This is a genomic window from Citrobacter sp. U14242 (assembly GCF_046555775.1).
In the GTDB taxonomy this organism is placed as follows: Bacteria; Pseudomonadota; Gammaproteobacteria; order Enterobacterales; family Enterobacteriaceae; genus Citrobacter.
In genome coordinates this window covers 215,809-242,397 of sequence record NZ_JBKGLW010000005.1, presented here as the reverse complement: position 1 = coordinate 242,397, position 26,589 = coordinate 215,809, and the positions used below count along the sequence as shown (strand labels likewise).

Here is a 26,589-nt window from a genome sequence, read left to right as displayed (position 1 = left end):
CCGGCAAGAAATTTAAAAAGGGGCTTATGGCCCCTTTTTTGTCTTTATTCTGGAGAATTTATTATGGCGAAAGAATTTGGTCGCCCACAGCGTGTAGCGCAAGAGATGCAGAAAGAGATCGCGCTCATCCTGCAACGCGAAATCAAAGATCCTCGAGTCGGTATGATGACTACCGTGTCCGGCGTTGAGATGTCTCGTGACCTGGCATATGCCAAAGTGTTCGTGACGTTCCTGAACGACCAGGACGAAGCGGCCGTGAAAAATGGTATTAAGGCACTGCAGGAAGCTTCTGGTTTCATCCGCTCTCTGCTGGGGAAAGCGATGCGCCTGCGTATCGTGCCTGAGCTGACCTTCTTCTACGACAACTCGCTGGTCGAAGGGATGCGCATGTCCAACCTGGTGACCAGCGTGGTGAAGCATGATGATGAACGTCGTGTGAACCCTGCGGACGACAGCAAGGAGGACTGATGAGTCGTCCTCGTCGTCGTGGTCGCGACATTCATGGTGTTTTGCTGCTGGACAAACCTCAGGGCATGTCCAGCAATGACGTCCTGCAAAAAGTAAAGCGCATCTACAATGCCAACCGTGCCGGTCATACTGGCGCGTTGGATCCGCTGGCGACAGGCATGCTGCCTGTCTGCCTCGGTGAAGCAACGAAATTTTCACAGTACCTGCTGGACTCTGACAAACGTTATCGTGTGATTGCCCGCCTGGGCCAGCGTACGGATACCTCTGATGCTGATGGGCAAATCGTGCAGGAACGTCCGGTGACCTTTACTGAGGAACAGCTTGCGAGTGCGCTAGAGACTTTCCGCGGCGATATTGAGCAAATTCCATCGATGTACTCGGCGCTGAAATATCAGGGCAAGAAGCTGTACGAATATGCTCGTCAGGGCATCGAGGTGCCGCGTGAAGCGCGCCCAATTACCGTTTATGAACTGCTGTTTATTCGCCACGAAGGGAATGAACTGGAGCTGGAAGTTCACTGCTCCAAAGGTACCTATATTCGTACTATTATTGACGATCTGGGTGAGAAGCTGGGATGCGGTGCACACGTAACGTATCTGCGCCGTCTGACGGTCAGCAAATACCCGGTGGATCGTATGGTTACGCTGGAGCATTTGCACAGCCTGGTTGAACAGGCCGAACAGCAGAGCATTCCAGCGGCGCAGCTACTTGATCCGCTGCTGATGCCAATGGACAGTCCGGCATCGGACTATCCGGTGGTTAATCTGCCTTTAACGTCATCGGTTTACTTTAAAAATGGTAATCCGGTGCGCACGTCGGGCGTACCGCTGGAAGGGCTGGTGCGTGTGACAGAAGGCGATGACGGCAAATTTATCGGCATGGGGGAAATGGATGACGAAGGTCGGGTTGCCCCCCGTCGACTGGTGGTTGAGTATCCTGCATAGCGCTCTCTGTCTTGCGATAAGCAGGCGCTGCGAGTAGAATACTGCCGCTTAACGTCGCGTGAATTGTTTAACAATCTGCGTGGCGTATACACAAAATCATTCGAGCTGCATCAAGGCGGCAAGTCTGAGAATCCTCAGGAGCTTACTTAGGTAAGTGACTGAGGTGAGCGGACGCAGCCAACGCAGAGTCAGTTTGAAGGATAAAGTGTATACACTGGGATAGCTGAATTAGAGATCGGCATCCTTTCATTCTTAATACTTTGGAGTTTTAAAATGTCTCTAAGTACTGAAGCTACAGCTAAAATCGTTTCTGAGTTCGGTCGTGATGCAAACGACACCGGTTCTACCGATGTTCAGGTTGCTCTGTTGACTGCACAGATTAACCACCTGCAGGGCCACTTTGCAGAGCACAAAAAAGATCACCACAGCCGTCGTGGTCTGCTGCGCATGGTTTCTCAGCGTCGTAAACTGCTCGACTACCTGAAACGTAAAGATGTTGCACGCTACACCGCGCTGATCGAGCGTCTGGGTCTGCGTCGCTAATTCTTTCGAGTTTCAGAAAGAGGGGGCCTTCATGGCCCCTTTTTTCCAGCAGATGGCAGCAATTCGCTGGAAACTAATGTATTGTTGCTATGAATGATCTTCCGTTGCAGAGGTTCGCGCGGCTAATGAGAGGCTTTACCCAATGCGTATGGGTTAGGGTTGTCATTAGTCGCGAGGATGCGCAGAAGGTCGGGTATTAACGATGGCGCATAAATGTGCCGTCAAAAAAATAGAGAAAGGATATTATTTTGCTTAATCCGATCGTTCGTAAATTCCAGTACGGTCAGCATACCGTTACGCTGGAAACCGGCATGATGGCGCGTCAGGCGACTGCCGCTGTTATGGTTAGCATGGATGACACTGCGGTATTCGTTACCGTTGTTGGCCAGAAAAAAGCGAAACCAGGCCAGGACTTTTTCCCGCTGACCGTTAACTATCAGGAGCGTACCTACGCTGCTGGTCGTATCCCTGGTAGCTTCTTCCGTCGTGAAGGCCGTCCAAGCGAAGGCGAAACCTTGATCGCGCGTCTGATTGACCGCCCGGTTCGTCCGCTGTTCCCGGAAGGCTTCGTTAACGAAGTTCAGGTTATCGCAACCGTCGTTTCCGTTAACCCACAGGTTAACCCGGATATCGTAGCGATGATTGGTGCATCCGCTGCGCTGTCTCTGTCTGGTATTCCGTTCAACGGCCCGATCGGTGCTGCGCGTGTTGGTTATATCAATGACCAGTATGTACTGAACCCGACTCAGGACGAGCTGAAAGAAAGTAAACTGGATCTGGTTGTTGCCGGTACCGAAGCTGCCGTATTGATGGTTGAATCTGAAGCTGAACTGCTGAGCGAAGACCAGATGCTGGGTGCTGTGGTATTCGGTCACGAACAGCAGCAGGTTGTTATCCAGGCGATCAACGAGCTGGCTAAAGAAGCGGGCAAACCACGTTGGGACTGGCAGCCAGAAGCGGTTAACGAAGCGCTGAACGCGCGTGTTGCTGCACTGGCAGAAGCGCGCCTGAGCGATGCTTACCGTATCACTGACAAACAAGAGCGTTATGCTCAGGTTGACGTGATCAAATCTGAAACCATCGCGCAGCTTACTGCAGAAGATGAAACCCTGGACGCTAACGAGCTGGGTGAAATCCTGCACGCTATCGAGAAAAACGTTGTTCGTAGCCGCGTACTGGCCGGTGAGCCGCGTATTGATGGCCGCGAAAAAGACATGATCCGTGGTCTGGACGTGCGTACTGGCGTTCTGCCGCGTACTCACGGTTCCGCACTGTTCACCCGTGGTGAAACTCAGGCGCTGGTTACCGCAACGCTGGGTACTACCCGTGATGCACAGAACCTCGACGAACTGATGGGCGAGCGTACCGACAACTTCCTGTTCCACTACAACTTCCCTCCGTACTGTGTAGGTGAAACCGGTATGGTCGGTTCTCCGAAGCGTCGTGAAATTGGTCACGGCCGTCTGGCGAAGCGTGGCGTACTGGCAGTGATGCCGGAACTGGATAAATTCCCGTACACCGTTCGTGTTGTTTCTGAAATTACTGAATCTAACGGTTCTTCTTCCATGGCTTCCGTATGTGGTGCTTCCCTGGCGCTGATGGATGCAGGCGTGCCGATCAAAGCGGCTGTTGCGGGTATCGCGATGGGTCTGGTGAAGGAAGGGGACAACTTTGTTGTTCTGTCTGACATCCTGGGCGACGAAGACCACCTCGGCGATATGGACTTCAAAGTGGCGGGTTCCCGCGACGGTATCTCTGCACTGCAGATGGATATCAAAATTGAAGGTATCACCAAAGAGATCATGCAGGTTGCTTTGAACCAGGCTAAAGGTGCACGTCTGCACATCCTGGGTGTGATGGAACAGGCGATCAACGCGCCGCGCGGCGATATCTCTGAATTTGCTCCGCGTATCCATACCATCAAGATCAGCCCGGACAAGATCAAAGACGTTATCGGTAAAGGCGGTTCTGTTATCCGTGCCCTGACCGAAGAAACTGGCACCACCATTGAAATCGAAGATGATGGTACTGTGAAGATTGCTGCGACTGACGGCGAGAAAGCGAAATATGCTATTCGTCGTATCGAAGAAATCACCGCTGAAATCGAAGTAGGTCGTATCTACAACGGTAAAGTGACCCGTATCGTTGACTTTGGCGCATTCGTTGCCATCGGTGGCGGTAAAGAAGGTCTGGTGCACATCTCTCAGATCGCTGACAAGCGCGTTGAGAAAGTGACCGATTACCTGCAGATGGGCCAGGAAGTACCGGTCAAAGTACTGGAAGTTGATCGCCAGGGCCGTGTACGTCTGAGCATTAAAGAAGCAACTGAGCAGTCTCAGCCTGCAGGCGAACCGGAAGCTCCGGTAAGCCAACAAGGCGAGTAAGGTTGCCATTGCCCTCCGTGAAAGCGGAGGGCTTTTAACCCGGCAGGACGCCTTGTTAGCAACCGGGGAACCTGGACGTTCATTCAATCGTTGTCTTCGGGAGTGGGAAATGAAGCCTTTTTTGCGCTGGTGTTTCGTTGCGACAGCACTCACGCTGGCTGGATGCAGTAATTCCGCCTGGCGTAAGAGTGAAGTCCTCGCAGTACCACTGCAACCGACTTTGCAGCAGGAAGTGATTCTGGCACGTATGGAACAAATTCTTGCCAGTCGGGCTTTAACCGATGACGAACGCGCACAGCTTTTATATGAGCGCGGAGTGTTGTATGATAGTCTCGGTCTGAGGGCACTGGCGCGAAATGATTTTTCACAAGCGCTGGCTATCCGACCAGATATGCCTGAAGTATTCAATTACTTAGGTATATATTTAACGCAGGCAGGCAATTTTGATGCTGCCTATGAAGCGTTTGATTCTGTACTTGAGCTTGATCCAACTTACAACTACGCGCACTTGAATCGCGGTATCGCATTGTATTACGGCGGTCGTGACAAGTTAGCGCAAGATGATCTGCTGGCGTTTTATCAAGACGATCCCAATGATCCTTTCCGCAGTCTGTGGCTTTATCTCGCCGAGCAGAAGCTCGATGAGAAGCAGGCTAAAGAAGCGTTAAAGCAACGTTTCGAAAAATCGGATAAAGAGCAATGGGGATGGAACATTGTCGAGTTCTACCTGGGCAACATTAGCGAAGCAACGCTGATGGAACGCCTGAAGGCGGACGCAACGGATAACACCTCGCTCGCTGAGCATCTCAGTGAAACCAACTTCTATTTAGGTAAGTACTACCTAAGTCTGGGGGATTTGGACAACGCTACGGCATTGTTCAAACTGGCGGTGGCTAACAACGTTCATAACTTTGTTGAGCACCGATACGCATTGTTGGAATTATCGCTCCTGGGCCAGGACCAAGATGACCTGGCAGAATCGGACCAGCAATAGCTGACGTACACATCAGCCCGTAATCTTTTTGATTGCCATCACCTTCACGGGTGAGGGCGTTGTTGTTCGTTAATACACCTACTTTGAGCCGGTTCACACTTTTCAATGAAAATTGCAGATCAATTTCATGATGAGTTATGTAGACTGGCCGCCATTAATTTTGAGGCACACGTACTACATGGCTGAATTCGAAACCACTTTTGCAGATCTGGGCCTGAAGGCTCCTATCCTTGAAGCCCTTAACGATCTGGGTTACGAAAAACCATCTCCAATCCAGGCAGAGTGCATTCCGCATCTGCTGGGCGGTCGCGATGTTCTGGGTATGGCCCAGACAGGTAGCGGCAAAACTGCAGCGTTTTCCTTACCGCTGCTCAACAATCTTGATCCTGAGCTGAAGGCACCTCAGATTCTGGTGCTGGCACCGACCCGCGAACTGGCGGTTCAGGTTGCAGAAGCCATGACGGAATTTTCTAAACATATGCGCGGCGTGAACGTGGTTGCCCTGTACGGCGGCCAGCGTTATGACGTGCAATTACGTGCCCTGCGTCAGGGACCACAGATCGTCGTCGGTACGCCGGGCCGTCTGCTGGATCACCTGAAGCGCGGTACTCTGGACCTCTCCAAACTGAGTGGTCTGGTGCTGGACGAAGCTGATGAAATGCTGCGTATGGGCTTCATCGAAGACGTCGAAACGATTATGGCGCAGATCCCGGAAGGTCATCAGACTGCTCTGTTCTCTGCTACCATGCCGGAAGCGATTCGTCGTATTACCCGCCGCTTTATGAAAGAGCCGCAGGAAGTCCGTATTCAGTCCAGCGTTACCACGCGTCCTGACATCAGCCAGAGCTACTGGACTGTATGGGGCATGCGTAAAAATGAAGCGCTGGTGCGTTTCCTGGAAGCAGAAGATTTTGATGCGGCGATTATCTTCGTTCGTACCAAAAACGCGACCCTGGAAGTGGCAGAAGCGTTGGAACGTAGCGGCTATAGCAGTGCTGCACTGAACGGCGACATGAACCAGTCCCTGCGTGAGCAGACTCTGGAGCGTCTGAAAGATGGCCGTCTGGATATTCTGATCGCAACCGACGTTGCGGCCCGTGGCCTGGACGTTGAACGTATCAGCCTGGTTGTTAACTACGACATCCCGATGGACTCTGAGTCTTACGTTCACCGTATCGGTCGTACCGGTCGTGCGGGTCGTGCTGGCCGTGCGCTGCTGTTCGTTGAGAACCGCGAGCGCCGTCTGCTGCGTAACATCGAACGCACCATGAAGCTGACCATTCCGGAAGTCGAACTGCCGAATGCAGACCTGCTGGGCAAACGCCGTCTGGAAAAATTCGCCGCGAAAGTACAGCAGCAGCTGGAAAGCAGCGATCTGGATCAGTACCGCGCTCTGCTGGCGAAAATGCAGCCGGAAGAAGAGCTGGATATCGAAACACTGGCTGCAGCACTGCTGAAAATGGCTCAGGGCGAACGTCCGCTGATCCTGCCGCCAGATGCGCCGATGCGTCCGAAACGCGAATTCCGCGACCGTGATGACCGTGGTCCGCGTGACCGCAACGATCGTGGCCCGCGTGATCGCAATGACCGTGGTGGTGAAGACCGTCCGCGTCGTGAACGTCGTGACGTTGGCGATATGCAGCTGTATCGTATTGAAGTGGGTCGTGATGACGGTGTTGAAGTACGTCATATCGTTGGCGCGATTGCTAACGAAGGTGATATCAGCAGCCGTTATATCGGTAACATCAAGCTGTTTGCTTCCCACTCCACCATCGAACTGCCGAAAGGTATGCCGGGTGACGTGCTGCAACACTTTACTCGTACCCGCATCCTGAACAAGCCGATGAACATGCAGCTGGTTGGCGATGCAGTACCGCACACCGGTGGTGAGCGTCGTGGCGGTGGCCGTTTCAGCGGTGAGCGTCGTGAAGGCGGTCGTGGTGAAGGTCGTGGCTTTAGCGGCGAACGTCGTGAAGGCGGTCGTGGCGATGGTCGTCGTTTCAGCGGCGAACGTCGTGAAGGAAACCGTGGTCCACGTCGTGACGATTCTTCTGCTCCGCGTCGTGATGACTCCGCGGGTCGTCGTCGTTTCGGTGGTGATGCGTAATTCTCGCTAATCTTCGGTTCCATACCGTAAAGTAAAATATACAGCCCCGATCGAAATGATTGGGGCTTTTTTTATTTCCTTTGTACTCATGTACTGGTACAGTGCGGCGCATTGATATGTCGTCACAATATAAATGACTGGAGAGATGGCTGAATGGCAACACTAACCACCACCAAAACGTCACCTTCGCTGCTCGGCGGCGTGGTGATCATCGGCGGCACGATTATTGGCGCGGGAATGTTTTCCCTGCCGGTGGTGATGGCAGGTAGCTGGTTCTTCTGGTCAATGGCTGCACTGATCTTTACCTGGTTCTGCATGTTGCATTCAGGGCTGATGATCCTTGAAGCTAACCTTAACTACCGGATTGGCTCCAGCTTCGATACCATCACCAAAGATCTGCTGGGTAAAGGCTGGAACGTCGTTAACGGCATTTCCATTGCTTTCGTACTCTATATCCTGACTTATGCCTACATTTCGGCGAGTGGTTCGATTCTGCACCACACTTTCTCGGAGATGTCGCTGAACGTTCCGGCGCGTGCGGCAGGTTTTGGCTTTGCTCTGCTGGTGGCGTTTGTCGTGTGGCTAAGTACCAAAGCGGTCAGTCGCATGACGGCGATTGTGCTGGGGGCGAAGGTGATTACCTTTTTCCTGACTTTCGGTAGCCTGTTAGGGCACGTCACGCCGACCACATTATTTAACGTAGCGGAAAGCAACGCATCGTACACCCCGTATCTGTTGATGACGCTGCCGTTTTGTCTGGCGTCGTTTGGCTACCACGGTAACGTCCCGAGCCTGATGAAGTACTACGGTAAAGATCCGAAGACCATCGTTAAGTGCCTGGTCTACGGTACGTTGCTGGCTCTGGGACTGTATACCGTATGGTTGTTGGGGACGATGGGCAATATCCCACGCCCGGAGTTTATCGGTATTGCACAGCAGGGCGGTAATATTGATGTGCTGGTCCAGGCGTTGAGCGGTGTACTGAACAGCCGCAGTTTGGATTTGCTGCTGGTGGTGTTCTCCAACTTTGCAGTGGCGAGTTCGTTCCTCGGTGTGACGCTGGGGCTGTTTGATTACCTCGCGGATCTGTTTGGCTTTGACGACTCTGGTATGGGACGTTTTAAAACGGCATTACTGACGTTTGTACCGCCTATTGTGGGGGGCCTGCTGTGGCCGAACGGCTTCCTGTACGCCATTGGTTATGCAGGACTCGCAGCAACCATCTGGGCCGCAATTGTCCCGGCGTTGCTGGCACGTAAATCCCGTGAGCGTTTTGGTAGCCCGAAATTCCGCGTCTGGGGTGGCAAGCCGATGATTGCGCTGATTCTGGTATTCGGTATTGGCAACGCAGTTATCCATATTCTGTCGAGCGTGAATCTGTTGCCTGTGTACCAGTAACGTTTTAGTGCCGGATGGCGGAGGCTCCTTATCCGGCCTACTTGATTCTGTAGGCCCGGTAAGCGAAGCGCCACCGGGCAAAACAATGCACTATCCCACTAACTCTTCTTTCACCTGCATCGCCAGCTCAAACGAATGCAGACGTGCCTGATGGTCAAAAATCTGCCCGTTAACCATAATTTCATCGGCCTGGGTTTCACGCAGAATTGATTCCAGTCCGTGACGCACTTTCGCTTTATCACCGACCAACGACATGCTTAACGCCTGCTGTACGCCATACTGCTCGGATGCTGACCACAGCTGATGCATATTCTCCACCGGCGGCGGGAGTTGCCCCGTTTCTCCCCGACGCAGTTTCATAAACGCCTGCTGCATTGAGGTGAAGAGAAAATCAGCATCGCGATTGCTGTCGGCAGCGATGATATTGATACACACCATCGCATACGGCGTGGCCAGACGTGCGGAGGGTTTGAACTGGGTGCGATAGAGATGTAGCGCCTGGTGCAGCATATCCGGTGCGAAGTGTGAGGCGAAGGCAAACGGCAGGCCAAGCTGGGCTGCCAGCTGTGCACTGTACAAACTGGAGCCTAACAGCCAGACCGGGATTTGCTCACCATAGCCAGGAACCGGGCGTACCTGTGGATTTGGGTCACGGGCGTCAAACCAGTCCACTAGCTCTGTCACATCGCGGGGGAAGTTATCAATATCGCCACTCATATGGCGACGCAGTGCGCGCATGGTGGGTTGATCGCTGCCCGGCGCACGACCCAGCCCGAGGTCAATCCGCCCCGGATACAGCGTATTCAGCGTGCCGAACTGCTCCGCAATCACCAGCGGCGAATGGTTTGGGAGCATGACGCCACCGGATCCCAGATGCAGGGTGGTGGTATTGGCCGCCAGAAAGCCTAACAACACCGAGGTCGCCGCGCTGGCGATGCCGGTCATATTGTGATGTTCTGCCAGCCAGTAGCGGTGGTAGCCGCGTTTTTCAGCGAGCTGTGCGAGTTCGAGCGAATGGGAGAAGGCTTCTCGCGCGGAGGAACCCTGAGGGATCGGCGCGAGATCCAGCACCGAGAACGGAATGGTTTTGTCAGTCATAACGGCTCACTTTGTTACCGGTTAATCTTTTAATATTGCATTAAAGATTAGCGAGTGTTGTTAACAAAGTGAGCTATTAATCACATCTGCAGCTCCAGCCCGGCCAGACGCTTCCAGTAGCCGTTGCAGTCACTGTGGGAGGCAAGTGGTAACGGGGCACTGCCATTCTCGTTGGCACGGAAGGCATCCAGCATGGCGAATGTCTCGGTTCCCAGTGGGGAAAGGCGCACAATATCAACCAGCCCCTGCATGGACGTTAGCTCGTTACCGAGGTTGTAGACGTAGCCGCTCATGGTCTGAATACCGTTGAGGACAAAGACCTGCTGATTCTCCTGCGACAGAACATCACGCCCGTTGGGGTATTTGATGCAGCAGGTTTCGCACTCGTCTTTAGGCTTATCTTCGGAGCGTGCGGTAAAGCAGCGGGCAGAGTAGGCCAGCGGCAGATGCCCGTAGCTCAGAACTTCGGTTTCAAACTGATTGCGAATACCCAGTTCGTCACACTGGTTGAGCAGGTTCACCAACCAGTCGCGCGACAACTCAACCGGCATACACCAGCGCACCATGCCTTGCTTGAGCAGAATACGCAGCGTCACGGCGTTGTAGCAGTTGAGCGCGTGCCCGGCGACGAATGGCAGCTTACGCTCGGCGCACATGTTCACCACGCCGAGGTCGCTGGCTTCCAGCAGGAAGTCACCGTTTTCCACATAGCGCTTCAGTTCTCCCAGTTCTGAGGAGGCCTGCACCAGCGCCAGCGTAGAGAGCACCACCTGTTTGCCGCTGCCGGCGAGAGATTTCGCCATATCGAGCCAGTCACCTACTTTGGTCGCACGGCGCTTGCTGCACACCGCTTCGCCCAGATAGATAACGTCGGCCTGGCTGGTCGCGGCCTGCTGATAAAAGTCTTCCAGCGTCTCTTTCGACCAGTAGTAGAGCACCGGCCCTAATGAATATTTCATTGCTTTTCTCACTGCCATTTACGGTGATACGCACCAAGCGTGGTCTGCGTGCCTTCGGACATGGAGCCCAACGTTTCCATCCATTCAGGCTGTGGAACGAAGTTCTGCGGGGAGGCTTTGCAGCGGTCGATCGCCTGACGCCAGACTTTCGCTACCTGGCTGACATAGGCCGGGCTACGCTGGCGACCTTCGATTTTCACCGAGGCAATATTGGCGGCCAGCAGTTCTGGCAGCAGTTCGAGCGTATTCAGGCTGGTGGGTTCTTCCAGCGCGTGGTAGCGCTCGCCATCTACCAGATAACGCCCTTTACACAGCGTTGGATACCCAGCGTTTTCGCCATCCTGATAGCGATCGATCAGCACCTCGTTCAGGCGAGATTCCAGACCCTGCGCGGTCTGCTGCCAGCGCACAAAGCGGGCGGGAGAGCAGGCGCCGACGGTGTTGGGAGATTCACCTGTCAGGTAAGACGAAAGATAGCAGCGGCCTTCCGCCATAATGCACAGGCTGCCGAAGGCAAACACTTCTAACGGAACCGGCGTCACACGCGCGAGTTGTTTCACCTGATGAATGGACAGCACGCGCGGCAGTACCACGCGCGCGACGTCAAAATTGCGGTGATAAAAATTTACCGCCTCTTCATTGGTTGCCGATGCCTGAACAGAGACATGGCGCTCAATATGTGGATAGCGCTCTGCGGCATACTCAAGCATGGCGAGATCGGCGAGGATCAGCGCATCCGCACCCAGTTGTGCCGCCATATCCACAGCACGCTGCCAGCGAGCGTAACCATCCGGGTGGGCAAAAGTGTTAATGGCGATGTGCAGTTTACGGCGATGCTGATGGACGAAACTCACCGCTTCCTGCAATTTTTTCTCGGTAAAATTAAGGCCGGCGAAATGACGGGCGTTGGTATCATCTTTTAGCCCGATGTACACAGCATCAGCGCCGTTCTCGATGGCCGCCTTAAGCGCCGGGAGATTTCCGGCAGGGCAGAGCAGCTCCATAATTTATCCTGAAAGTTACGCCGCCTGGGCGCAAAAATGTTAACGAAGAGGGATTTTAGTTAACCTTGCTGAGACAATTTTTGATTTGAGGCAGTTAAAGTTGTATTGGTATCACCAATAAAGAGGTAACAATTTCGTATTGAATTGTTGATTTATGCCGCTATGTCGTTTATTTGATATGGCAAAATAGCAGGACTATTGAAACAGGGAGTAAAGCTCGTGTTGGATAAACTGCGTTCACGCTTAGTACATTTAGGTCCTTCTCTGATGAGTGTACCGGTTAAACTGACGCCCTTTGCGCTGAAGCGCCAGGTTCTGGAGCAGGTCCTGAGCTGGCAGTTTAGTCAGGCGCTGGCCGATGGGGAGCTGGAGTTTCTCGACGGTCGCTGGCTGAGCATTCATGTGCGCGATATTGGCCTCAGATGGTATACCTCAGTAGAGAACGGCAAGCTTATCGTCAGTGAGAGCGCAGATGCTGATGTGAGTTTTAGCGCCGATGCCAGCGATCTTCTGATGATCGCGGCGCGTAAGCAGGATCCAGATACGCTTTTCTTCCAGCGTCGCCTGGTGATCGAAGGTGATACAGAATTAGGGCTGTATGTTAAAAATCTGATGGACGCCATCGAACTGGAGCAGATGCCGAAAGCATTACGTGTCATGCTGCTGCAGTTGGCGGATTTTGTTGAGGCGGGTATGAAAACGTCGCCAGAAACCAAACAGACCTCGGTAGGTGAAGCATGCTGATTCGAGTTGAAATTCCCATTGATGCCCCAGGTATTGATGCGCTGCTGCGTCGTTCATTTGAAAGCGATGCGGAAGCGAAGTTAGTGCACGACCTGCGCGAAGACGGTTTCTTAACGCTGGGTCTGGTTGCTACCGATGATGAAGGTCAGGTAGTGGGCTACGTCGCATTCAGCCCTGTTGATGTGCAGGGTGAAGATCTGCAGTGGGTCGGCATGGCACCGTTAGCGGTAGATGAAAATTACCGTGGGCAAGGCCTGGCGCGTCAGCTGGTTTATGAAGGGCTGGATTCTCTTAACGAGTTTGGCTACGCCGCGGTGGTCACCCTGGGCGATCCGGCATTGTACAGTCGCCTGGGCTTCGAACTGGCGGCTCATCACGACCTGCGTTGCCGCTGGCCGGGTACAGAAAGTGCCTTCCAGGTGCATCGCCTGGCGGAAGATGCGCTGGAGGGCGTATCTGGCCTGGTGGAATATCACGACCATTTCAACCGCTTTTAAGTGTCGGGGGTTTGCAGGCTCCTCAGTAGAGTCTCAAACCCTTCACCTTCCACAAGGCGCTCTTTCTGGCGTTTTGTAAGCTGCTTGACCCGATACTCTATGCGCAGGGCCAGCGAGCGATCGCCGACTTGTGCCGCAAATGCCAGAGTGAGCTCTCCCTTCCCGCGTAGCGCTTTCGCACCTTTTCCGCTCTGATGCTGCTGATAGCGGCGTTGTACATCGGTGGTTATTCCGGTGTACAGGGCATTGTCTGCGGTACGGATCAGATACAGATACCAGGGTGTCATTGTTACCATCGACATGATAATTTTCAGTCCTACAGTATAAAAGAGAACAGAAATGGAAACACTGACTGCGGTGACGCGTTGGCTGGCAAAGCAGCACGTCGTGACCTGGTGTGTACACCATGACGGTGAATTGTGGTGCGCCAATGCGTTTTATCTGTTTGATGCGCAAAAGGTTGCGTTCTATGTGCTCACCGAAGAGAAGACCCGCCATGCACAGATGTCTGGCCCGCGTGCGTCCGTTGCCGGAACGGTAAACGGTCAGCCTAAAACGGTCGCGCTGATTCGCGGCGTTCAGTTCAAAGGGGAAATCCGCCGCCTGGAGGGAGAAGAGAGCGACGCTGCGCGTAAAGCGTATAACCATCGTTTCCCTGTCGCCAGGATGCTGTCAGCGCCCGTGTGGGAGATTCGGCTGGATGAAATCAAGTTCACTGACAATACGCTGGGCTTTGGCAAGAAGATGCTCTGGCTGCGTGATCTATAGTTAGAAGATCGATTGAGGGTGCGGGGGACGGAAAAGTAATGAGCCAGGTGTTAATAACAGGTGCCACTGGGCTGGTGGGCGGAAATTTGCTGCGGATGTTGCTGAATGAACCCCGAATCCATGCTATCACCGCACCGACACGACGACCATTGGCAGATACGGTCGGGGTCTATAATCCGCACGATCCACAGTTAAGTGATGCGCTGGCGCAAGTTACTGACCCGGTCGATATTGTTTTTTGCTGCCTGGGTACGACCCGACGTGAAGCGGGTAGCAAAGAGGCGTTTATCCATGCGGATTATACGCTGGTGGTGGACACCGCCCTGACAGGGCGTCGGCTGGGTGCCCAGCATATGCTGGTGGTGAGTTCGATGGGCGCCAATGCGCATTCGCCGTTTTTTTATAATCGGGTGAAAGGGGAAATGGAGCAGGCGCTGATCGCTCAGAAATGGCCACGATTAACGATTGTCCGGCCTTCGATGTTGCTGGGTGACAGGGAACAACAGCGAATGAACGAAAGGCTTTTTGCGCCGTTATTCAAGCTGCTACCGGGAAACTGGAAGTCCATTGAGGCGCGTGATGTCGCGCGGGCAATGCTGGCGGAAGCGATGTCGCCGGATCATGAAGGCGTTTCAATCCTCACGTCCTCAGCGCTTCGGGAGAGGGCGAAATAGCCCGGCTAATCAACCGGGCTATTAATAGGCTACTTGATGAACGTAAAGGCGGTGGTGACGCGTTTCACGCCGCTTACCCGGCTGGCGATATCCGCTGCCGCTTTCGCTTCGCGCTCAGTCACCAGACCCAGCAGGAAGACTTCTCCATTCTCGGTGGTGACTTTAACGTTTGACGATTTAACCTGATCGCTGGTTAGCAACTGGGAGCGCACTTTGGTGGTGATCCAGGTATCGTTGGACGCATCGCCCAGGCCGATAGGTTGGCCCTGACGGATCTCATTAAAGACTTCCGTTGTGCCCTCCACACCCATTGCAATTTGTTTTGCTCGTGCAGAGAGTTCACTATTCGGCGACTGGCCGACCAGCAGGACTTTGCCCTGATATGCGCTCACGTTGATGCGCGCTTCTTTCTTGATCTGGGCATCTTTCGACAACGCCGTATTGACGCGTAATTCCAGGGTCCCATCATCTACCTGGGTGCCGACACTGCGAGGATCCGTTGCTGCTTTCGTCCCGACAGCTGCTGTTCCGACAACGGCGGCAGCTACACAGCCTTGCAACAGCAACGCTGAGAGAACGACGGCGAGCGGCGAAAATGCCTTCATGTGTACTCCTTAATCATCCTGGTGAGGGAAAAGCGTGTTATCAATGAGATCGCAAAGGCAATTGACCGTCAGCATATGCATTTCCTGAACGCGGGCGCTGTGGTGTGAAGGGATGCGGATTTCAACGTCCTGTGGCCCCAACAATCCGGCCAGTTCCCCTCCGTCATAACCGGTCAACGCAACGATCGTCATGTCGCGCGTAACGGCTGCTTCAACGGCTTTTACGATATCGCGGCTATTACCACGCGTAGAAATTGCCAACAGAACATCACCTGCATGTCCCAGCGCACGGACTTGTTTTGCATAAACTTCGTCGTGCAGGCGATCGTTGGCAATCGCAGTTAAGACCACATTATCAGTATTTAGTGCAATCGCAGGTAAACTGGGTCGCTCTGTTTCAAAACGGTTGATCATGCTGGCAGCAAAATGCTGTGCGTTGGCAGCGGATGTCCCATTACCACAACAGAGAATTTTGTTGCCATTGAGCAGGGACTGAACCAGCGTCATGGCTGCACGGGAGATCGCATCCGGGAGTGCTTCAGCCGCAGCTATCTGAGTTTGAATGCTTTCTGTAAAGCAGACTTTGATTCTGTCTAACACGCTAATCCTTAAGTACCAGGCACGTCAGGTTATTTTATTTGCCTGATGGGCAGGTTCTGATTCAACTATATGAGCGGTCGTTGAACGCGTTCTTAAACCACTCAACATCATTTCCGGTGAAGGCTAACACATCGAACCGGCAATCCACAGTATCAAAACTCCCATTGTGGCGCGCAAGCCACAAGCGGGCGGTCTGTAATAATTTGTGTTGTTTGCTGCGGGTCACACTCGCCGCCGCGCCGCCAAATTGGGCGGACCGCCGGTAGCGGACCTCGACAAAGACGGTGGTCCTGCCTTCACGCATTATCAGGTCGATTTCGCCGCCACGTTCACGTACGTTGGCGGCGAGAAAACGCAGTCCTTTGCTTTCCAGCCAGTGACGCGCAGTTGTTTCCCACGTATCACCGGTCTGTTTGCTCGTTAACTGGCGGGGACGACCTGTCCTTGCTGGTATTTGAGCCATGATAACTTCCTGTTAATCACGCAATCCTGAGTTGCGGTCAATGCGCCGGTGTTGCCGTTAATTTCGAAGCCCTGCACCTGACGCATTTGCGAGAAATGATTAGCGAGCGACCAGGCATCAACACCCATTGCATACATGCGCGCAAGCGAGTAGTCATTGCGTACTGCACTAAGCGCTTGCTGCATGAGCGGCTCGTTGCCGCCAGCCAGCATTGGAATTTCGCTGTACTGCAGGCCTTCCATCTCCAGACGGAAATCAGGACCAGCGGTACCCTGCGCGCTACGGGAACTGGCATAAAGTGTTGCGCCGCTCTGGCTGCCGTTACGCATGGCGATCATCGGTTTAATAAACGCAATTTCTTCCGGCGTCGCCAGAATATACACAGCATCAACACGACCGCTGCCGCCAGTGATTTGGGCATCGGTAGGCGCTGCCGGTATCGTCAGACCGCCAATCGTCACGCCAGGTTGCGCAGGCACAGAGGACGCCACCGGGCTACCCGTCAGGGAAATCCCCGAACCGCCGTTGACACCCATTTTAAGCTCAGCGGTCGACCCGAACTTCTGCTGCAGCACCGTGCCGCCACCCAGTTTTTGCCATTCCTGAGCAAAGGCATTGGCGACACGATCGCCCAGACTGCTGCGTGGGATCAGCAGCAGCGGAGCCTGCTTGCCCTGGGCGTGAATATGACGTGCGGCATCGCGCGCTTCATCTTCTGGTGATAGTGCGAAGTAGCACACATTCGCCAGATTCTTCACCGACTCGGGCTGGTTTAGTGCCAGTACGTTGAGCGGTGTATTGCTTTTCATCAGCTCTTCGACATTGTTCTTCAACAGCGGGCCGACAACAATGCTGGCGCCATCCTGCTGCACCTGAGCCAGGATCTGATTCAGCGGCTGTGATGACGTGTCGTAAATTTTCAGCTCTGCGGACGGATTCGCCGGCGCGCTGGCCGTCGTTGCCGGTTGAACTGGCGCAGTCTGAGGCACTGCGGCCGCTGGCTGTACTGGCGTATCGTTGGTCAGATCGCTGACAGAAGCCTGAGCGGGACTGGCGACGCCGTCAGTCGTCTGTGGTTGTGCCGTTGTTACACCTGCATCAGTGTTAGCTGCAGGTACGGCGGCAACAGGTGCAGCGACCGGTTGAGTACCCATATTTTTTGCCGCTTCAAAGCCCTGCTGAATGGTTCGCCCAAAAACAGCGGCCTGGCCATTCAGAGGCAATAGCAGTGCTATCTTGCTGGTGGAGGCGGGCTTAAAGCTCTGAACGTTGACGAGCTGCGTAGGCAACAGTTTCGCCCCAGGATTTTGTGGGTAACGTTTTTGCCAGTCGGCAATACCCGCTTTCATCATGTTTGGATCGTTACGGTTATCGAACCAGACGCGCTGGAGATCCAGCCAGCCTTGTAGAACGTTTTCATCAGCGTTGATGACCAGCGTCTGTGCTTGTTCTGGCGTCATTGACGACAGGGCCTGCCAGGTTGCATCAATATTTTTCTGCTTATCGTTGGCGGCCAACAGCGGTTCCTGAGCGATCAGCGCGCGTAGCAGCGTGAGCGACGGACGACCCTGGTTGGCGTCAATTTGCGCCTGCCAGTAACGTGCTTGCTGGTTTTGCGAGAAATCGGCTGGTTTTAACTGACCCAGTAGCGCCTGTGCGCCAGCGATATCTTTCTGCGCAAGTTTGATTTCGACGGCCAGTAGTGACTGTTCAGGACGCTGGGTATCGTTCAGTTGCTGCGGTAACTGGTTGAACAACTCGACCGCCTGCTGGCTCTTGCCTTCTTTCAGCAGTGCACGAATGGCGAGTAATTGCCAGTTGGTCTTGCTATCATCTGAGCTTTGCTGCATTTGCTGCAGATAAAAGCCGGAATCAGCCTGTGCTGTGCCCTGCATATGGGCAGCACTCTGGTCTGGCGCCTGGGTGCCACAGCCTGCGAAAATCAATGCTGCCAGAATGACAGGCAGCGCGCGTGCAGCTTTCAAACGAGAAAATGTTGAGGGTACCATACTGTATCCAGTGATATTTTTTACGCAATGCTCAATATTAAATCGGCAATACGGACGACACAATGAAACAACACGAATCGGCGGATAATTCTCAAGGCCAACTCTTTATTGTACCTACTCCTATCGGAAATTTGGCTGATATTACCCAACGAGCGCTCGAAGTTTTACAAGCCGTTGATTTGATTGCCGCTGAAGATACTCGTCATACAGGGCTATTGTTACAACACTTCGCGATTAACGCGCGATTGTTCGCCCTGCATGACCACAACGAGCAGCAAAAGGCCGAAACGCTGGTGGCAAAGCTCAAAGAAGGGCAAAACATTGCGCTGGTTTCCGATGCCGGAACACCGTTGATTAACGATCCCGGCTACCATCTGGTGCGCACCTGTCGCGAAGCGGGGATCCGCGTGGTACCTCTGCCTGGCCCTTGTGCGGCGATTGCCGCGTTGAGTGCTGCAGGTCTGCCATCAGATCGTTTCTGCTATGAGGGGTTCCTGCCAGCCAAATCTAAAGGGCGTCGTGATGCGATGAAAGCCATTGAGGCTGAACCACGTACGCTTATTTTTTATGAATCCACTCACCGCTTGCTAGACAGCCTGGAAGATATGGTAGCGGTCTGGGGCGAATCCCGTTATGTCGTGCTGGCGCGTGAACTGACCAAAACCTGGGAAACCATTCATGGTGCGCCGGTGGGGGAGTTGCTGGCGTGGGTTAAAGAAGACGAAAATCGCCGTAAAGGTGAAATGGTGCTGATTGTCGAAGGGCATAAAGCGCAAGAAGACGACCTTCCGGCTGATGCGCTGCGTACGCTGGCCTTATTGCAGACAGAATTGCCGCTGAAAAAGGCCGCCGCGCTGGCCGCAGAAATCCACGGCGTGAAGAAGAATGCGCTGTATAAGTATGCGCTGGACCAGCAGGGAGCGTAAAAGTGAGCCCCTACCAACCACCTTTTACCGTTACGCCATTGATCCTCAATCAAGTCATTGAGGTTGGTGAGTTGATGGGGCTTGTCGATAACCCGGGCCAATTGCGATCCGGCAATATCGGTGTTTACAGGGAAAAGTAACCATTATCTCTGCTTTGCAAGAGGGATTAGGACAATCATCGGCCGTGTCGGAAGAAATGTCGGAGGAAAGGCCGTCTGATTTACTGGATATGGAAAAGCGCATTCTACAAATCTTGTCGAATCAGCCTGGTAGATCTGCCAAAAGTATCGCTGATGAGTGTGAAATCTCACCCCGAACAGTTGAACGCTATCTGAAAGCGTTGCAGCTAAAAGGTAAACTGCAACGTGTTGGCGCGACGAAACGGGGGATGTGGCGGGTGCTGTAAATTTTATTTATCAGGATATTGTGAGCCGTCAATTAGGCAACTCACATTGCTGTGCAGCCACAAAAATGAAGCAGGAATTGCAGTAGTAACAGTGGCGGCCAGGTATTTTTCTACCGCATCATGCTTCCCTTCACCTGCTATCAGCAACAAGATCTCTTTTGCATTCAGGATGTCCTTCAACCCGAGCGTAACGCCGCGAGTTACAGGATTAGTGGCCGTTTTTAACATGTCATGATGGCGCGTTTTCTCATCAAGTACGCTGATATGGCAAAACGGTTCCAGGAACTCCGCGGGTTCATTCAGTCCCAAATGGCCATTTTTGCCGATTCCGAGCAGACATAAATCAAGGCCGCCACGGCTGGCAATAATCTCGGTGATGCGTTCGCATTCCTGCTCGTTAACATTTTCAGATTGAAAACCGACCAGCTGTTCTGCTCGTAAACCCAGTGGTTGAACGATATGTTGTTGCAGGAAATATTGGCACGTTACTGGAGAGTTCAGGGGAATGCCAATCCACTCATCCAGTTTTACGAAAACTACCCGGCCAATATCGATCTGACGCTGGTTAATTTTCTCGACAAAATAGCGATAGGTGAGAAGCGGAGTGCCTCCGGTTGCCAGACAGATGGTGGCATCAGGTTTCTTCTGTATCAGCGTAATTAACTGCTCGCTGGCGCGATCGCTCAATACGTCATAATTGTCGCAGTACTGGGTGTATTGCATTTTTCGAGTCCTTTTGAAGGAGGATGTTGCTGGCCGCTTCATCCTCTTTTCGTTTAAAGAATGCCAAGTGCTGACGAGATAATTGACAGTACAAACGTTACACCGATTAACAGTACAGGATGTGCTTTTTTCACCCGCAACAGGTAGTACATCAGCAGCGTGTAGCCCATCGGTAAAATATTCGGGAATACTTTATCGAAAAAATCCTGCTGTAACGCCACGCTGTGGGTACTGTCGATCGCGAAGGAAGTTACAACATTGATATGCACATAGGAGGCGATGAGCCCACCGATAACGGTTATCCCGAGGATCGTTGCTGAGCGGGCGATCATCTGCGAATTTTCCCGTACTTTATCGATAGCTTTAACCCCGACCGAGTAACCAACGTGCGTCCAGCCGACACGCAGGAAAAAGATCATCAAATAAACGGCGAAAAACAGAATTGGCCCCAGTATGTTCCCCTGACTGGCGAAAGAGGAGCAGATCCCCGCCATAATGGGCAGCAAGGTGAACCAGAAAATGGCATCGCCGATCCCGGCGATGGGTCCAAACAATGCCACTTTCAAGCCCTTAATCGTGTCGCGATTTTCTCCCTTCTCTTCCATTGAGATTAGAAGTCCCATCAGGAAGCCAACCAGGTTTGGGTGGGTATTGATAAATTCCAAATGATCTTTCATTGCCGCGCTGAGACCGGCTTTATCATCCTTATAGATTTTTTTCAGTGCCGGGAGCATTGCCCAGGTAAAACCTCCCGCCTGCATCCTCTCATAGTTAAAGCTGGCCTGAAGAAGGGACGATCGAAACCCCAGGCGAGTAATGTCTTTTTTACTGATTTCAGATCCCATTGCTGTAGTCCTCTTCTTCATTGTTCTTATTGGCGACAGGCTGAGGTTGAGCCTGCTGTTTGGCTTTCGCATTGAAAAACTCATATACGGCGAAGCCTGCGCCTAATACGGCGACGGGCAGAAGGTTGTTAACCTGGATGTAGCAAACGAAAAGGAAGCCAGCAATCAGGTATGGAATGTACTGTGCTTTAAACATCACGCGGAGCAACAAACCAAAACCGACTGCGGGCAAAATGCCCCCGGCCACTTCAAATCCATGTGTTAACCAGGCGGGCATGGCTTTTACCAGAGACTGCATAGCGCCTTGTGCCAGATACGTACACAGGAAGGCTATGATGGCGTAAGAAGAAGCCACAATCAGCGTTGTCAGCCAGTTCAAACGTGTAAATGCGCCTGTGTTTGCTTCTTTCGCACAGCTATCTGCTTTCGCCATGAACAGGGAAAATGCAGAGTAAAAGAACAATATGACGTACTGCATCAAGAGGCTGAAAGGTAAGCCAAGACCGATAGCTGTTTTAGCATCCACACCGGTAGACCATGCTATTACCGTGGTCATTAAACCTGCCATGATGGGGTTCGGCGGTTGTACTCCACCTGCGGGTGTCAAACCGGCAAAGGCCAGTTCTGTCAGACCACCCGTTATCAGGCCAATATGAATATCGCCGAGAATAGCGCCGGTTAGAGTACATACAATGATTGGCCGGAATAAAAACAAGGCTTCCAGCCAAAAATCTATTCCAAGGAAGAAGACTAATGCAGCCAGGGATATACCCTGAAGTAGGGTTATTTCATGCATGTCGGACACCTCAAATAAATAAATCCTTTTATTATGAATAAATCTGATTTATCCCTTACTCAGGGATCTGTTCTTTTTGATCGCCGGGGACATCCTGAATAAAAATATTAATGCCTTTTTTCTTAATAAATTGAAGATCTTCAAGATCCTGCTCGTTAACATAAACCTTGCTACTGATCTGCTTTTTACCTTCTGAAAAATGCATATTACCTACATTGACATCCTTCAGAGTAATGCCTCCTTCAAGCAATTTTCTGACCGTTTGTGGGGTCCGGCAAATCAGGAAGATTTTCTGATGTGGTGCGGCCTTACCGATAACGTTGATGGTTTTTTCTATAGAAAAAAAGCGGATGCCAAAACCATAGGTTTCAGCGGTGATGCCCATTAATTTCTGCTGGATCTCATCTTGAGCAACGTCATCATCAACGACGACTAACAGGTTTGCACCAATTGTTGATGTCCATGTCACGCCAACTTGTCCGTGAACTAAGCGGTTATCAATACGGGTTAAAAGAATATTTGGACTGCTCATAATTAAATCCTCACCATAAAATAATTGAATGACATAGATTATTGAAATATATTATTATCGCAGCACTAAATTAATAGATTTATTCAGCGTGATTTAAAAATCAGACCTCCTTTGTTATTTGAACAATGAGTGCTACCTGACATTATGCAGATAGCACTCGTGAATAAAAAAGAGATATAACGATGGTCACGATAATTCGCAGGCCGCCATCAATTTGTTTGCTGAGCCACATACATTGATTTTGCTACGCACCACTTCTTTCATCGCATCCATACCGACCCGCATGTAGTAGCGCGGATCGTTGCCCTGCGGATTTTCTGCAAACCATGCTTTGACCGCGTCGGCAAAGGCAATTTTCAGCTCAGTGGCGACGTTAACTTTGCACACGCCAAGCTCGATCGTGCGGCGGACGTATTCGTCAGGGACGTCGCTTGCGCCATGCAGCACTAGCGGAATGTCCACTACCTCACGAATTTCACCCAGGCGCTGGAAATCGATTTTAGGCGTTTTGGTGTACAGGCCGTGTGCTGTGCCGATGGCCACTGCAAGGCTATCTACGCCGGTACGCTCTACAAACCGTTTGGCTTCTTGCGGATCGGTGAGGAAGGCGCTTTCGGCATCCACGCTCATGTCATCTTCAACACCGCCGAGTCGACCTAACTCTGCTTCAACACTGCAATCTTTGGCATGGCAAAAATCGACGACAGATTTCACCAGCTTTACGTTTTCTTCAAACGGGAAGTGGCTACCGTCGATCATTGCGCTACGAACGCCAGCATTTACTTTGCGGCGGATATCGTCCAGAGATTCATGATGATCGAGATGTAACGCCAGCGGCATGTCGTAGCTGGTGGAATAAGCGCTGCACAGTGCATAGATCTCTTCCAGTGCAATATGCTTAAAGGTGCCAGGCGTTCCGGCGAGGATCACTGGCGATCGCATTTCATGGCACACTTCAAGGATCGCCTGGATCGTTTCGGCGTTGTGAATGTTGAAGGCAGGTACGGCATAGCCCTTTTTTTGCGCATCCAGCAGAAGATATTTTGTGGAAATAATGCTCATAAAACGATCCTCTTAGGCGTTCCAGGGATGAATAACAACGCCCTGTACAACACGGTTCACTGTGCCACTGGCGGAAGGTGTATCCGGCGTATTACCGATATTGATTGATTGGGTCAAAGCAAAGACCTGGGCGTAAATCAGGAAGCAGAACGCCAATTCCATATCGATGAAAGAGCGTGCTGGTGGCAACAGAATATGTGGGCCAGCTTCAATCACTTCATGGGGTTGTGCGGAAATCGCGACTACCCGCAGCGCCTGCCGATCGCGGCGTAATTCTGCTAACAGATCGAGATCGTATTGACGTGTATAGGGATGATTGGAAACAAAGACAACGACCAGCGTTTCGTTGTCAACCAGCGACTTTGGACCGTGACGAAAGCCGGTCGGGGAATCGTAGAATGCGACCAGTTTTCCCGCTGTTAGTTCCAGAACTTTCAGTGCTGATTCTCGCGCAACTCCTTGTAATCCACCGCTACCGAGGTAGACGATCCGTTTCCAGGGCTCATTGCCAAACACACCGTCGCTGAAATTGCCAAGTGAAGTCAGGATCGCCTGGCACCGATCTGCCACATCGCGGAAGGTCTGACTGTTGATTTTCTCTGGGGCGAATACTGCCAGGCAGCTGGCCATCATGGTGGTAATGCTGCTGGTCATGGCAAAACCACGGTCATGTGTTTCAGCGGGCATTAACAGAGCAAAAGCATTGTCGCTTGCGACTGCGTTTTGATACAGGCTACCTGCTTCGTTGCAAGTGATCGGCAGGTGATAACACTCAGGTACAAACTGATTAGCCAGTTCCACTGCCGCAACGCTTTCTGGGCTGTTACCTGAGCGAGCGAAAGAAATTAGCAACAGCGGATGTGCGGGACTCAGGTAATCCATCGGATTGGTGACCAGATCGGTGGTCGGCACAGCACTGATGTTTTTTCCGGTATAGCTTGCCAGCCACGGAGCGATGATGTCGCCAATGAACGCTGAAGTCCCGGCCCCGGTCAGTACGATCCGCAGATCGTTTTTGCGCAACAATGGCGCAAGAAAGCTATCAATGGTGGATCGAATATTGTCGATATTGGTGAGAGAACGGATCCAACTGGCTGGCTGTTGACGGATCTCTTCTTCGGTCCAGGTGCCCGTTGCCGCAGTAACAGGGGTATAGGTTTCTGGCATAACTTAAGTCCTTAGTCTTGTAAACTCCACTTAAGACACTGGCGATATGTCGCTATCTTTCGTTTCGTTTCATTTGTTCATCATGTAGATTGATTAAAATCTATATGAAAGAAATCGAAAGAGCAATGATTCAAAATGAAATAAAACGAAATTTGTGATCGTGAGAACGAAAGGCGTGATTATCTTATTGATCTATAAGGAGGAGATTTGTTGAAAGGTGGTCTGGTATTTACTCAACCGAAAGGAAAAGAAAGGCCTTGCGATCGAAGACCGCAGGCCAATACAAGACAAAATGAAAGGTCAAAGGGGGAGAGCCTGACCCTGAATCCAGATCTGTTGTAAATGCAGCCCGCTATTTAGCGCGATCGCGTCGGCACGTTTGCCCACCGCTAACGATCCCAGTAGGCGATCGATGCCCAATAGACGTGCGGGGTGGAGAGAGGCCATATGAATCGCTTCTTCTGCCGTTACCCCGGTCAACTCGACCATATTACGTACGGCTGTATCAACCGAGAGTGTGCTGCCAGCCAGTCCACCGGACGCGGTACGCACAATACCGCTGCGCATTTCCACTTCCTCGCCGCAGAGCGTATAGCGCCCGTCCGGCATTCCTGCAGCCTGCATGGCATCGGTGATCAGCACCAGTCTGTCTTTCGCACAGCAGCAGCATAGCTTCATGGCCGCCGGGTGGACGTGGTGTCCGTCAGCAATAAGCTCTAGCCAGGCGCGAGGGTCGGTTAACCCTGCGCCAACCATTCCGGGCTCCCGGTGATGTAAGCCTGTCATACCGTTATAGCAGTGAACCAGTCCGTCAGCACCGGCATCAAAGGCCGCGCGGGTTTGTTCCCAGGTGGCTGAGCTGTGGCCCAGCATTACCCGTACGTCGCGTCGCTTCAGATGTTCGATAGCCTGCAATGCGCCGGTTTTTTCTGGCGCCAGAGCAACGACGCGTAATGTTTGCTGGGAAATCGTAATCAGTTCATCCAGTTCACTGAGTTCCAGTTCCCTGAAAAGCTCAGGCGGATGCGCACCTTTGTTCTGTGGCGTAAAGTACGGGCCTTCAAGATAACTGCCCAGCACCTGTGCGCCAGGCCCACCAGAATGGTAACGACAGGCGATACGCTCCAGCGCCCTGTGAATATCCGGTAGTGGAGCGGTGACGGTGGTGGGTAGCCAGTTGGCTACCCCTTCACGCGCTTTGTGCATCGCCAGTTTGTCGAGCGTATCCGGTGACTCATCCATCACATCGACGCCCGCACCACCGTGCACGTGGGTATCAATGTAAGCCGGACAAAGCAGTTCAGCGTCGCGGTCCATAACGCCGGAAGGAATTGGCTCTATTGCAGCAATGATACCGTCTTCAATGTGTAACTGATGATCGTCCAGCCACCCCTGCTCGGTCAGTAGACGTCTGGCACGCAGTCGCTGTGTCATATCCCTTCCTCAACGGGTTTTTCCTCGCGACAGCGTCCCAGCTCATCCACCAGGCTGGTTAAACCCCGGTGCCCGCACTCCAGCGCCTGTAAACGAAACGCTTCGCTGCTCAGGCCGTCGCGCTCTAGCACCATCTCCAGTAGCAGTTGTAGATTGGTACCGGTGATCACTTCAGTGCCTTGCCTTTGCATGGCCAGGGTGGAAGCGACGCGAAATGGCGTCCCGCCCAACAGATCTGTCAGAAACACGATGTCTTGCTGAGCATCCAGTTCACTCACCGCCTGTTCAAGTTGCGAGGTGAGTAAGGCAGTGGTTGAGGTTTCCGGAAAGTCGATAGCGATGAACTGAGTTTGCTCACCCAAAATCTGTTTCATCGCTTTTTCCATTCCGCTGGCAAACCCGCCATGACCGGTCAAAATAATACCTAACATCTACAACC

The 26,589-nt window shown here is 52.6% G+C and carries 30 protein-coding genes; 14 read left to right on the top strand and 16 right to left on the bottom strand.

The annotated features are described in order from the left end of the window. Positions 1 to 63: 63 nt before the first annotated feature. The 8 genes from rbfA to mtr all read left to right on the top strand — a co-directional run bounded on the left by rbfA (position 64) and on the right by mtr (position 8,838). Positions 64 to 468, top strand: coding sequence for a 30S ribosome-binding factor RbfA (gene rbfA, locus ACLJXE_RS10420; protein WP_003024988.1), 405 nt, complete (start codon positions 64 to 66; stop codon positions 466 to 468). Then, entirely contained in the window at positions 468 to 1,412 is a 945-nt protein-coding gene (gene truB, locus ACLJXE_RS10415; protein ID WP_410750810.1) for a tRNA pseudouridine(55) synthase TruB, read from the top strand. Before rbfA ends, truB begins: the two co-directional genes overlap by 1 nt. Positions 1,413 to 1,685: 273 nt before the next feature. Beyond that, entirely contained in the window at positions 1,686 to 1,955 is a 270-nt protein-coding gene (gene rpsO, locus ACLJXE_RS10410; RefSeq protein WP_000059465.1) for a 30S ribosomal protein S15, read from the top strand. Positions 1,956 to 2,203: 248 nt separating this feature from the next. Next, complete coding sequence (pnp, locus tag ACLJXE_RS10405) at positions 2,204 to 4,339, top strand: polyribonucleotide nucleotidyltransferase (RefSeq protein ID WP_286629392.1); 2,136 nt, start codon at positions 2,204 to 2,206, stop codon at positions 4,337 to 4,339. Between the two features lie 109 nt (positions 4,340 to 4,448). Further along, positions 4,449 to 5,333: a lipoprotein NlpI gene (gene nlpI / locus ACLJXE_RS10400; RefSeq protein ID WP_003024982.1), complete on the top strand. Its 885-nt coding sequence runs from the start codon at positions 4,449 to 4,451 to the stop codon at positions 5,331 to 5,333. A 105-nt stretch (positions 5,334 to 5,438) separates the two neighbouring features. Next, positions 5,439 to 5,519: a protein YrbN gene (gene yrbN / locus ACLJXE_RS10395; protein WP_010723222.1), complete on the top strand. Its 81-nt coding sequence runs from the start codon at positions 5,439 to 5,441 to the stop codon at positions 5,517 to 5,519. Continuing rightward, positions 5,512 to 7,440 (top strand): DEAD/DEAH family ATP-dependent RNA helicase, encoded by a 1,929-nt coding sequence (locus ACLJXE_RS10390; protein WP_286629393.1) that lies wholly within the window; start codon positions 5,512 to 5,514, stop codon positions 7,438 to 7,440. Before yrbN ends, ACLJXE_RS10390 begins: the two co-directional genes overlap by 8 nt. A 153-nt stretch (positions 7,441 to 7,593) precedes the next feature. After that, complete coding sequence (gene mtr / locus ACLJXE_RS10385; RefSeq protein ID WP_286629394.1) at positions 7,594 to 8,838, top strand: tryptophan permease; 1,245 nt, start codon at positions 7,594 to 7,596, stop codon at positions 8,836 to 8,838. Between the two features lie 90 nt (positions 8,839 to 8,928). Here mtr and ACLJXE_RS10380 read toward each other — a convergent pair whose 3' ends face one another. From ACLJXE_RS10380 to ACLJXE_RS10370, 3 genes are all read right to left on the bottom strand, one after another. After that, positions 8,929 to 9,936: a luciferase-like monooxygenase gene (locus ACLJXE_RS10380; protein ID WP_410750809.1), complete on the bottom strand. Its 1,008-nt coding sequence runs from the start codon at positions 9,934 to 9,936 to the stop codon at positions 8,929 to 8,931. An 80-nt stretch (positions 9,937 to 10,016) separates the two neighbouring features. Beyond that, positions 10,017 to 10,895 carry a U32 family peptidase gene (locus ACLJXE_RS10375; RefSeq protein WP_286629396.1) on the bottom strand — a complete coding sequence of 293 codons (879 nt, stop codon included), beginning with the start codon at positions 10,893 to 10,895 and terminating at the stop codon, positions 10,017 to 10,019. A gap of 8 nt (positions 10,896 to 10,903) precedes the next feature. Then, complete coding sequence (locus ACLJXE_RS10370; RefSeq protein ID WP_286629397.1) at positions 10,904 to 11,899, bottom strand: peptidase U32 family protein; 996 nt, start codon at positions 11,897 to 11,899, stop codon at positions 10,904 to 10,906. A 219-nt stretch (positions 11,900 to 12,118) separates the two neighbouring features. Between ACLJXE_RS10370 and ACLJXE_RS10365 the strand changes: the two genes are divergently transcribed. Together ACLJXE_RS10365 and ACLJXE_RS10360 are read left to right on the top strand one after the other, a co-directional pair. Continuing rightward, positions 12,119 to 12,643: an SCP2 domain-containing protein gene (locus ACLJXE_RS10365; RefSeq protein ID WP_137382409.1), complete on the top strand. Its 525-nt coding sequence runs from the start codon at positions 12,119 to 12,121 to the stop codon at positions 12,641 to 12,643. Then, entirely contained in the window at positions 12,637 to 13,140 is a 504-nt protein-coding gene (locus ACLJXE_RS10360; RefSeq protein WP_137382408.1) for a GNAT family N-acetyltransferase, read from the top strand. Before ACLJXE_RS10365 ends, ACLJXE_RS10360 begins: the two co-directional genes overlap by 7 nt. On the opposite strand, the gene ACLJXE_RS10355 is transcribed toward ACLJXE_RS10360, so the two are convergent. Further along, entirely contained in the window at positions 13,137 to 13,442 is a 306-nt protein-coding gene (locus ACLJXE_RS10355) for a GIY-YIG nuclease family protein (protein WP_286629398.1), read from the bottom strand. The two genes, ACLJXE_RS10360 and ACLJXE_RS10355, sit on opposite strands and share 4 nt — an antisense overlap. Before the next feature lie 37 nt (positions 13,443 to 13,479). Between ACLJXE_RS10355 and ACLJXE_RS10350 the strand changes: the two genes are divergently transcribed. Both ACLJXE_RS10350 and ACLJXE_RS10345 read left to right on the top strand, forming a co-directional pair. Further along, positions 13,480 to 13,908 (top strand): YhbP family protein, encoded by a 429-nt coding sequence (locus tag ACLJXE_RS10350; protein ID WP_286629399.1) that lies wholly within the window; start codon positions 13,480 to 13,482, stop codon positions 13,906 to 13,908. Between the two features lie 38 nt (positions 13,909 to 13,946). Then, positions 13,947 to 14,582, top strand: a complete 636-nt coding sequence (locus ACLJXE_RS10345; protein WP_410750808.1) for an NAD(P)H-binding protein — start codon at positions 13,947 to 13,949, stop codon at positions 14,580 to 14,582. Between the two features lie 29 nt (positions 14,583 to 14,611). On the opposite strand, the gene dolP is transcribed toward ACLJXE_RS10345, so the two are convergent. The 4 genes from dolP to ACLJXE_RS10325 form a co-directional block, all read right to left on the bottom strand. Beyond that, entirely contained in the window at positions 14,612 to 15,187 is a 576-nt protein-coding gene (gene dolP, locus ACLJXE_RS10340) for a division/outer membrane stress-associated lipid-binding lipoprotein (RefSeq protein ID WP_048213381.1), read from the bottom strand. Between the two features lie 9 nt (positions 15,188 to 15,196). After that, positions 15,197 to 15,787, bottom strand: coding sequence for a DnaA initiator-associating protein DiaA (gene diaA, locus ACLJXE_RS10335; protein ID WP_003024948.1), 591 nt, complete (start codon positions 15,785 to 15,787; stop codon positions 15,197 to 15,199). Between the two features lie 61 nt (positions 15,788 to 15,848). After that, entirely contained in the window at positions 15,849 to 16,250 is a 402-nt protein-coding gene (locus ACLJXE_RS10330) for a YraN family protein (protein WP_410750807.1), read from the bottom strand. Further along, on the bottom strand, positions 16,208 to 18,259 hold the full coding sequence (locus tag ACLJXE_RS10325; RefSeq protein WP_410750806.1) for a penicillin-binding protein activator: 2,052 nt from the start codon (positions 18,257 to 18,259) through the stop codon (positions 16,208 to 16,210). Before ACLJXE_RS10325 ends, ACLJXE_RS10330 begins: the two co-directional genes overlap by 43 nt. Positions 18,260 to 18,321: 62 nt before the next feature. Here ACLJXE_RS10325 and rsmI point away from each other — a divergent pair, with 62 nt between their 5' ends. Together rsmI and ACLJXE_RS10315 are read left to right on the top strand one after the other, a co-directional pair. Continuing rightward, complete coding sequence (rsmI, locus tag ACLJXE_RS10320) at positions 18,322 to 19,185, top strand: 16S rRNA (cytidine(1402)-2'-O)-methyltransferase (RefSeq protein ID WP_410750805.1); 864 nt, start codon at positions 18,322 to 18,324, stop codon at positions 19,183 to 19,185. Positions 19,186 to 19,381: 196 nt separating this feature from the next. Then, positions 19,382 to 19,591 (top strand): winged helix-turn-helix transcriptional regulator, encoded by a 210-nt coding sequence (locus ACLJXE_RS10315; RefSeq protein ID WP_410750804.1) that lies wholly within the window; start codon positions 19,382 to 19,384, stop codon positions 19,589 to 19,591. Between the two features lie 3 nt (positions 19,592 to 19,594). On the opposite strand, the gene ACLJXE_RS10310 is transcribed toward ACLJXE_RS10315, so the two are convergent. From ACLJXE_RS10310 to agaF, 8 genes are all read right to left on the bottom strand, one after another. Beyond that, entirely contained in the window at positions 19,595 to 20,314 is a 720-nt protein-coding gene (locus tag ACLJXE_RS10310; RefSeq protein ID WP_410750803.1) for a galactosamine-6-phosphate isomerase, read from the bottom strand. Between the two features lie 53 nt (positions 20,315 to 20,367). Next, on the bottom strand, positions 20,368 to 21,159 hold the full coding sequence (gene agaD / locus ACLJXE_RS10305; protein ID WP_410750802.1) for a PTS galactosamine transporter subunit IID: 792 nt from the start codon (positions 21,157 to 21,159) through the stop codon (positions 20,368 to 20,370). After that, a complete protein-coding gene (gene agaC / locus ACLJXE_RS10300) occupies positions 21,149 to 21,955 on the bottom strand; it encodes a PTS galactosamine transporter subunit IIC (RefSeq protein WP_005131760.1) in 807 nt (268 codons plus the stop codon). The genes agaD and agaC overlap by 11 nt, the downstream gene beginning before the upstream one ends. 55 nt (positions 21,956 to 22,010) lie before the next feature. After that, the gene (gene agaB / locus ACLJXE_RS10295) at positions 22,011 to 22,487 is read right to left on the bottom strand and encodes a PTS galactosamine transporter subunit IIB (protein ID WP_410750801.1); all 477 of its coding nucleotides are present in this window, start codon (positions 22,485 to 22,487) and stop codon (positions 22,011 to 22,013) included. A 186-nt stretch (positions 22,488 to 22,673) separates the two neighbouring features. Continuing rightward, the gene (gene kbaY, locus ACLJXE_RS10290) at positions 22,674 to 23,549 is read right to left on the bottom strand and encodes a tagatose-bisphosphate aldolase subunit KbaY (RefSeq protein WP_410750800.1); all 876 of its coding nucleotides are present in this window, start codon (positions 23,547 to 23,549) and stop codon (positions 22,674 to 22,676) included. A gap of 12 nt (positions 23,550 to 23,561) precedes the next feature. Continuing rightward, positions 23,562 to 24,716 carry an AgaS family sugar isomerase gene (locus tag ACLJXE_RS10285; RefSeq protein WP_410750799.1) on the bottom strand — a complete coding sequence of 385 codons (1,155 nt, stop codon included), beginning with the start codon at positions 24,714 to 24,716 and terminating at the stop codon, positions 23,562 to 23,564. Between the two features lie 300 nt (positions 24,717 to 25,016). Then, positions 25,017 to 26,150: an N-acetylglucosamine-6-phosphate deacetylase gene (gene nagA, locus ACLJXE_RS10280; protein ID WP_410750798.1), complete on the bottom strand. Its 1,134-nt coding sequence runs from the start codon at positions 26,148 to 26,150 to the stop codon at positions 25,017 to 25,019. Beyond that, a complete protein-coding gene (gene agaF / locus ACLJXE_RS10275; protein ID WP_038634146.1) occupies positions 26,147 to 26,581 on the bottom strand; it encodes a PTS galactosamine/N-acetylgalactosamine transporter subunit IIA in 435 nt (144 codons plus the stop codon). The genes nagA and agaF overlap by 4 nt, the downstream gene beginning before the upstream one ends. Positions 26,582 to 26,589 lie beyond the last annotated feature (8 nt).

Bases quoted from the DNA above. Each gene is read 5' to 3' on its own strand.
- ACLJXE_RS10330 (WP_410750807.1), bottom strand. From the start codon at position 16,250: ATGGCTCAAATACCAGCAAGGACAGGTCGTCCCCGCCAGTTAACGAGC.
- ACLJXE_RS10325 (WP_410750806.1), bottom strand. From the start codon at position 18,259: ATGGTACCCTCAACATTTTCTCGTTTGAAAGCTGCACGCGCGCTGCCT.
- ACLJXE_RS10390 (WP_286629393.1), top strand. From the start codon at position 5,512: ATGGCTGAATTCGAAACCACTTTTGCAGATCTGGGCCTGAAGGCTCCT.
- agaB (WP_410750801.1), bottom strand. From the start codon at position 22,487: ATGAGCAGTCCAAATATTCTTTTAACCCGTATTGATAACCGCTTAGTT.
- ACLJXE_RS10345 (WP_410750808.1), top strand. From the start codon at position 13,947: ATGAGCCAGGTGTTAATAACAGGTGCCACTGGGCTGGTGGGCGGAAAT.
- rbfA (WP_003024988.1), top strand. From the start codon at position 64: ATGGCGAAAGAATTTGGTCGCCCACAGCGTGTAGCGCAAGAGATGCAG.
- yrbN (WP_010723222.1), top strand. From the start codon at position 5,439: ATGAAAATTGCAGATCAATTTCATGATGAGTTATGTAGACTGGCCGCC.
- ACLJXE_RS10310 (WP_410750803.1), bottom strand. From the start codon at position 20,314: ATGCAATACACCCAGTACTGCGACAATTATGACGTATTGAGCGATCGC.
- agaD (WP_410750802.1), bottom strand. From the start codon at position 21,159: ATGGGATCTGAAATCAGTAAAAAAGACATTACTCGCCTGGGGTTTCGA.
- ACLJXE_RS10370 (WP_286629397.1), bottom strand. From the start codon at position 11,899: ATGGAGCTGCTCTGCCCTGCCGGAAATCTCCCGGCGCTTAAGGCGGCC.
- ACLJXE_RS10285 (WP_410750799.1), bottom strand. From the start codon at position 24,716: ATGCCAGAAACCTATACCCCTGTTACTGCGGCAACGGGCACCTGGACC.
- kbaY (WP_410750800.1), bottom strand. From the start codon at position 23,549: ATGAGCATTATTTCCACAAAATATCTTCTGCTGGATGCGCAAAAAAAG.
- nagA (WP_410750798.1), bottom strand. From the start codon at position 26,150: ATGACACAGCGACTGCGTGCCAGACGTCTACTGACCGAGCAGGGGTGG.
- ACLJXE_RS10380 (WP_410750809.1), bottom strand. From the start codon at position 9,936: ATGACTGACAAAACCATTCCGTTCTCGGTGCTGGATCTCGCGCCGATC.
- agaF (WP_038634146.1), bottom strand. From the start codon at position 26,581: ATGTTAGGTATTATTTTGACCGGTCATGGCGGGTTTGCCAGCGGAATG.
- ACLJXE_RS10360 (WP_137382408.1), top strand. From the start codon at position 12,637: ATGCTGATTCGAGTTGAAATTCCCATTGATGCCCCAGGTATTGATGCG.
- nlpI (WP_003024982.1), top strand. From the start codon at position 4,449: ATGAAGCCTTTTTTGCGCTGGTGTTTCGTTGCGACAGCACTCACGCTG.
- agaC (WP_005131760.1), bottom strand. From the start codon at position 21,955: ATGCATGAAATAACCCTACTTCAGGGTATATCCCTGGCTGCATTAGTC.
- ACLJXE_RS10375 (WP_286629396.1), bottom strand. From the start codon at position 10,895: ATGAAATATTCATTAGGGCCGGTGCTCTACTACTGGTCGAAAGAGACG.
- rpsO (WP_000059465.1), top strand. From the start codon at position 1,686: ATGTCTCTAAGTACTGAAGCTACAGCTAAAATCGTTTCTGAGTTCGGT.
- ACLJXE_RS10355 (WP_286629398.1), bottom strand. From the start codon at position 13,442: ATGTCGATGGTAACAATGACACCCTGGTATCTGTATCTGATCCGTACC.
- rsmI (WP_410750805.1), top strand. From the start codon at position 18,322: ATGAAACAACACGAATCGGCGGATAATTCTCAAGGCCAACTCTTTATT.
- dolP (WP_048213381.1), bottom strand. From the start codon at position 15,187: ATGAAGGCATTTTCGCCGCTCGCCGTCGTTCTCTCAGCGTTGCTGTTG.
- mtr (WP_286629394.1), top strand. From the start codon at position 7,594: ATGGCAACACTAACCACCACCAAAACGTCACCTTCGCTGCTCGGCGGC.
- ACLJXE_RS10350 (WP_286629399.1), top strand. From the start codon at position 13,480: ATGGAAACACTGACTGCGGTGACGCGTTGGCTGGCAAAGCAGCACGTC.
- ACLJXE_RS10315 (WP_410750804.1), top strand. From the start codon at position 19,382: ATGTCGGAGGAAAGGCCGTCTGATTTACTGGATATGGAAAAGCGCATT.
- truB (WP_410750810.1), top strand. From the start codon at position 468: ATGAGTCGTCCTCGTCGTCGTGGTCGCGACATTCATGGTGTTTTGCTG.